This window comes from Acinetobacter sp. YH01021, assembly GCF_013420255.1.
Lineage (GTDB): Bacteria > Pseudomonadota > Gammaproteobacteria > Pseudomonadales > Moraxellaceae > Acinetobacter.
Genome location: NZ_VOYO01000048.1, coordinates 1 through 6637 on the forward strand (window position 1 = coordinate 1; position 6637 = coordinate 6637).

At 35.0% G+C, this 6637-nt stretch carries 5 protein-coding genes; 1 reads left to right on the top strand and 4 read right to left on the bottom strand.

The window, feature by feature from the left end; genetic code table 11:
- Positions 1 to 204: 204 nt before the first annotated feature.
- On the top strand, positions 205 to 993 hold the full coding sequence (locus FTT86_RS15375) for an aminoglycoside adenylyltransferase domain-containing protein (protein WP_038350081.1): 789 nt from the start codon (positions 205 to 207) through the stop codon (positions 991 to 993).
- A 126-nt stretch (positions 994 to 1119) separates the two neighbouring features.
- Here FTT86_RS15375 and FTT86_RS15380 read toward each other — a convergent pair whose 3' ends face one another.
- The 4 genes from FTT86_RS15380 to FTT86_RS15395 form a co-directional block, all read right to left on the bottom strand.
- Positions 1120 to 1578: a DUF523 domain-containing protein gene (locus FTT86_RS15380; RefSeq protein WP_077170035.1), complete on the bottom strand. Its 459-nt coding sequence runs from the start codon at positions 1576 to 1578 to the stop codon at positions 1120 to 1122.
- A 154-nt stretch (positions 1579 to 1732) separates the two neighbouring features.
- Positions 1733 to 4834, bottom strand: a complete 3102-nt coding sequence (locus tag FTT86_RS15385) for an efflux RND transporter permease subunit (RefSeq protein WP_038349993.1) — start codon at positions 4832 to 4834, stop codon at positions 1733 to 1735.
- Positions 4834 to 6000, bottom strand: a complete 1167-nt coding sequence (locus FTT86_RS15390; protein WP_052232764.1) for an efflux RND transporter periplasmic adaptor subunit — start codon at positions 5998 to 6000, stop codon at positions 4834 to 4836. The genes FTT86_RS15385 and FTT86_RS15390 overlap by 1 nt, the downstream gene beginning before the upstream one ends.
- A gap of 253 nt (positions 6001 to 6253) precedes the next feature.
- Positions 6254 to 6514, bottom strand: coding sequence for a hypothetical protein (locus tag FTT86_RS15395; RefSeq protein ID WP_038349994.1), 261 nt, complete (start codon positions 6512 to 6514; stop codon positions 6254 to 6256).
- Positions 6515 to 6637: the final 123 nt, after the last annotated feature.

Below are 6637 nucleotides of genomic sequence, written 5' to 3' on the forward strand. Positions count from 1 at the left end.
TTCCATTTTAGAGATTTGTTTAAGATAAGATATAACTCATTGAGATGTGTCATAGTATTCGTCGTTAGAAAACAATTATTGTGACATTATTTCAATGAGTTATCTATTTTTGTCGTGTACAGAGACTAATTGATTAAATTATTTACACTTATTCTGTATAATGCTCTATGAATTCATTACTTATTTTTTTAAATTAAAAATCATATGCAAAGCTTAAATGATGAAGAGTGTCGCCAAGTTGAAAGTGTAAAACAGCTTTTACAAAAAAATTTTAAAGATAAGCTTTATGCTATTTATTTATATGGTTCGTATGTTGATGGTGGTTTAAAACATAAAAGTGATCTTGATATTTTAGTTATTATTGAACGTGAAATTACCGATCAGGAAAGAAAACAATTAGCGCAGAATTTTCTAAATATATCTGTTCCGATTGGTCATGCTACAGCGCGTGCCTTAGAAATTACGATATTAGAAAAAGGGAGTATTACCAATAAAAATCATCCATATACATATCAGCTACAATATGGCGAGTGGTTGAGAGAAGAATTACTCAAAGGTGAATTACTTTATAGTCAATCTGATCCAGATATTAGTATTTTACTTAAAACTGCCCAATTACATAACATTACTATCTTTGGACCTGATATTTGCGATTGGTTAAATCCAATTAGCTATGAACAATTAATATTTGCCATGCAAAAAACTTATCCACAAATTATTGCTCATTGGAAAGACGATCAGGATGAATGTAATCAAATTTTAGCGCTATGCCGTATAGCTTATACATTAGATCATAAAACAATAGTTGCCAAGGATGTTGCTGCGACATGGTTTTTAGAATTCTTAAGTCAGATAGATCAAGACATTTTGCAACTCATAATAGATGAATATATTGGGCAAGGTCATGAGCAATGTTGGTTAGTTTTACATGATCAGCTTGCTAAAATTGTTAAAGAATTACAGCATAAAATTGAACCACTACTTTTTAACTGATGTGGAAGTAATGGATATGCTTCTTAGATTATTACCTCACTATATCTCTAAATACCGAAGAGACTTGATATTGCAAAGGGGGGCGTGGTTGGAGTTGCATGAAGATTTTAAATAAAAGCGGAGGAACTAGGGTAAAAGTTGCCAAAAAGTTTCTTCTGAAATGACTTTTATATTATGACGTTTAAGCAAAGCGGAGGTAACTCCATTGCCATAGATCTTATTCCCATTAAATTGACCATCGTAAATCATTGAACTACCACATGAAGGGCTATTTTCTTTAAGCACTACCAGAGTAGCTTTTAATAATTGAACTTTTTTTAAAGTTCTATATGCCCCTTCAATATAGATTGAAGTCACATCCTTTCCTGATTTTTCAATTACACAGGCTTTTCCATCTAAGACATCATCGCCATTACCTCCCGAAATCTCGGCAGGTTCGCGTGGTGTTGATAAACCGCCAAGAATCTCTGGACATACCATAGTAGCTTTTCCATCTTTGACTAATTTTTCGATTTTTTCGTTTAAGCTATGCGTCCCGTTATAACGTACCTTTAAGCCAGCCAGACAAGAACTTACTAAAATCATATTTCCTCTATGAAAAAGATATGTATCGATTTGCTATTTAGCCAGTACCTATTATTTTTTAAAATTAATAGGTTAGTGCTATGGATAAAACAAGAATTTAAATATGATCAATGCAAAGTGAGTTATTTTTTTTCTAACCCACAAAGCTTATAGATTAGTTTGATCCTTTTTGTTTAGAAAATTTATCAACAGTTCCCATAACAATAATGAAAAAAATAGGGACAAACACTAAAGCAAGAAGAGTTGCACTGATCATTCCTCCAAATACGCCAGTACCTATAGCCTTTTGGGTTTCAGAACTCGCACCACTTGCAAAAACTAAAGGAATAACTCCGCATGTAAATGCTAAAGAAGTCATTAAGATTGGACGCAAGCGCAATTTTGCAGCTTCAACGGTTGCTTTAACTAAACTCATCCCATCTTCTCGGAGAGCCTTAGCAAATTCAACAATTAAAATGGCATTTTTCGCTGATAATCCAATGATGGTAATCATACCAACCTTAAAGAAAATATCATTGGGCATACCTCTTATCATTACAGCTATAAATGCACCTATAAGCCCTAGAGGTACAACCAACATAACAGAAAGAGGGATGGACCAACTTTCATATAACCCAGCTAAAACAAGAAATACTACGAGCATAGATAGAAGTAATAAAAATATAGTTTGCGATTCAGCCTGTTTTTCTTCTAAAGAAATACCACTCCATTCATACCCCACACCTTTTGGAAGTTGTTTGATTAAATTTTCCATTTCTGACATTGCTTGACCAGAAGATATACCAGGTGCTGGACTACCCGTAACACTTAAAGATGGACGACCATTGTAACGATTGTATTGTTGTGGGGAGTATTGCCAAACTGGAGTAATAATCTCAGACATAGAAATCAGTTTACCACTTTGACTATTTACTTTGATTTGTAAAATATCATCAATACTCATACGTGATTTGGCATCAAGTTGAACAATAACTTGCTGCATACGATCTTGATTTGGAAAATCGTTGATATACATTGAACCCATTGAAGTAGAAATGATATCGGTAACATCACTGAAGTTAACACCTAATATTTGTAGTTTTTCACGATCAATTTTGAGTTGTACAGAATTTCCATCTGGTAAACCATCAGAGTAAACATCTACAACTTTTTTACTTTGAGTTGATAAACTGAGTAATTGATCTTGGGCTTGTGCTAATGCTTGCATGCCAATATTTCCTACATCCTGCAATTGTAATGAAAATCCAGAAGAGCTTCCTAATTCATCAATTGCTGGAGGCAATACAGACATTACTTGGCCTTCCGAGCTGTCAGCCATTGCAGTATTCGCATTATCCACGACTTGTTGGGCAGTAATTTTACGGTCCTCAAAGGGGAGTAAATTGGTAAAATACATTGCTGTATTTTGCCCTGAACCACTAAATCCAAAGCCTAAGATCGCCATATTATCTTGAATACCAACTTCTTTATTTAGATGTTCCTGAAATTCAGTAACAACTTTTTTGGTACGTTCTTGTGTGGCATCAGAAGGAAGTTGAATTGATGTCATAAACCAACCCTGATCTTCTTCTGGCATAAATGCAGTAGGTACTTGTTTAAAACAAAAAAGAAGTGCAACAACAATGCCTATAAAAAATAGCATAGCCGTTCTTTTATGTTTAATGACTTTAAATAAACCATGTTCATATCGATTATTTAATTTTTCAAAACTTCGATCAAACCAAGCAAAAACACCTTTTTTCACATGATTTTTATCTATTGGTTTCAACATGGTTGCACATAAAGCAGGTGTCAAAGTTAAGGCTAGGAATGCTGAGAATAAAATCGAAACTGACATTGTGATAGTGAATTGGCGATAAATAATCCCTACTGAACCATTTGCTAAAGCCATTGGTAAAAATACTGCAGCCAAAACCAAAGTAATACCAATAATCGGATTCGTAATTTCTTTCATCGCCTTCGAGGTGGCATCTGCAGGGGACAAGCCTTCTGATACCATGATTCTTTCCACATTTTCAATCACTACAATGGCATCATCTACAATGATCCCAATCGCCAGCACCATACCAAACATGGTTAGGACATTGATAGAAAAGCCAGCAAGTAGCATTACAGAGAACGTTCCTAGCAATGCTATGGGAGCAACAATAGCTGGAATTAAGGTATAACGAACATTATGAAGAAATATGAACATTACAATAAAGACTAAAACCATGGCTTCAATCAATGTTGTAATTACTTTTTGAATAGAAACTTTAACAAATGGTGCAGTATCATAAGGGATTGAGAATTTCATTCCATCAGGTAATGAAGTACTCAATTGGTTGATTTTTGCCTTTACCCCTTCAGCAGTTTTAACGGCATTTGCATTGGGACTCATTTGTATTGCTATTGCTGTAGATGGATTACCATTCTCTAAAATGGCAAAACTATAAGACTGCGCACCAACCTCAATATGAGCCACATCTGATAACAGTACAGTTGCCCCATTTTTATTCGAACGTAAACTAATTTTTTTAAATTGTTCAACAGTCTCCAATTGCCCTTGTGCTGTTAATGGAATCGTAATTTGCTGTCCTTTGAGGGCAGGTGTATCACCTATACGACCAGGTGAAATCGGGAGGTTTTGATTTTGAATAGCCGTATTTACGTCTTTAATACTCAGACCATAAGATACTAAACGATTTGGATCGACCCAAATGCGCATAGCTTTTTCAGCTCCAAAATTCTGGATTTTCCCAACCCCATCAACTCGCTTGATTTCTTCAATGACGTGTCGTGTCATGTAGTCACTTAGGTCTATTTCAGAATATTGATGATTAGGGGAGTTCAGACCTATGATCATCAAAAATCCAGATGAAGCTGCATCAACCATAAGCCCTTGTTGTCGAACAGGTTGAGGTAGTCTCGACTCAATTGCTTTGATTTTGTTTTGAACATCAACTTGAGCAAGCTCTACATCTGTACCAGGCTTAAATGTAGCAGTAACAGTAGCGCTACCAGAGGTATCTGAACTTGAACTGTAATACAGTAAATTCTTAACACCTGACATTTCTCTTTCAATAAGTGTTACAACACTGTCATTGAGCGTCTTTGGTGTAGCTCCAGGATACATTGCTGTAATACTAATTTGTGGTGGAGCTACACTTGGAAAGCGTGCAATTGGCAATTTAGGTATACTTAATACACCAAATAAAATAATAAATAAGGCGATGACCCAAGCAAAAATTGGTCGACGAATGAAAAATTGAGACATTATTGCTGCCCCCCATTTTCATTATTCGTTATAGGTGCTTGCCATTGTTTTACTTTTAGTCGCTGATTAGGTTGAATACGGTCTACACCTTCGACAATGATTTTTTCACCCGCATTTATACCTTGCGTGACTACATAACTATTTTGATAACGCTGACCCAGTTGCACAGTTTTACTTTGTGCTTGCTCTTTTTGGTTGATAATAGTTACATTCGCCTTACCACTAATATCATGTTGGATAGCTTGCTCTGGCACTAAAATCGCATTATCAACTTTTGTTCGGCTCATGTTGATACGGACATACATGCCGGGAAGCAATTTTTGACTAGGATTATTCGCTAAAATACGGATAGTCACATCACCAGTATCGGGATCTACTTTAGTGTCTGAAAATAAAATTTCACCCCTTACATCGTATGGCTTACCTTGACTATTTAGTATTTCAACGTTATGGCTAGCATTTGACAAATTCCCTTGTTGTAATGCTTCCTGTATTTTTTCATAATCAGTAATTGACTGTTTTACGTCGATATACACTTTATCAATTTGCTGTACTACTGCCATGGCTTTAGTATCACCTTGGCTGACTAATGCACCTTCAGTCACTAAAATCTCACCAATAATTCCAGATATTGGCGATGTAATTGTTGCATATTTTAGGTTAAGTTGTTGACGTGAAAGTATCGCTTCCATTTGAGTAACATCAGCTTTTGCTTTCTGATATTCTGCTTCAGTATTGTTATATTCTTGCTTACTAATTGCATTAACTGTCACCAGTTCAGCGTATCGTTTTAACAAAATTTGAAGGCGTGTTACTTCAGCCTCAGCACGATGTAAAGTTGCTCTATTACTTTTGACATCAGCCTGAAATATTTCAGAATTTAATTTAAAAAGTGGTTGACCTGCATGTACATAAGTACCCTGTTTAAATAGAACTTTATCTACTATGCCACCAACCTGAGGGCGAATTTCAGCAATACGATATGCAGTGACACGCCCAGGGAGATTTTCAATCAGATTTATTGATTGTGTTTGGGCAGTCATTACACTTACTGATGCTAACGGTGCATCTGCTGAATGATGCTCTGCATTTTCTGATTTTGAGCAGCCTATTAGTAGCACAGTCATAATGCCAGCTGAGCTAACTAAATAACGACTTTTTTTCATAATTTCCATCTTTGAATAGGGTTAAGCTCATACAGTTAAATGATAAATAGCGGTATAACTAAAGTTTAGATTAACTGGTGAAGAGCTTACTAAAGTGACATTTTGCTTAAACTATATAAGTGAAGTAGGCATTGTATTAAACGAATATTTAAATCATTCGATTTAAATATTCTAAGTTAATAAAATAGTGACTTATAAAATAAAAAACGGAAGGTTTTCATTTTCACTGGTTTGATGACATAAAATCTTAAAGCTAAGTATTGATTTCTAAATCATATTGTTGCAGTACACTAGGGGTCAATATACATTTGAATATTGATGAATAAATTCCTAATTGATGTTGCATTTTCCATCCTTCAGAAAAATCTGCCATTAACCAAATAACCTCATCTACAAAAATATGCTCAATTGCAATAAACCAATATTCTTTTTCAAGATCTGTCAGCGTTACAAATTCAGCATATCCTTGTTTAAAAAGATTCCACTCATCAACTGTAAACAGAGGTGGTTCCACTTGTTTGAACAACTAAAAGCGTATTTATAAGTGATATTCCGCTCTAGTTAAGCCACCTTGTTTTGTTGGGGTAGCTGATCATAGTAAAACTCATTTGGTGTCATTTTGTCTAGACTCGAATGA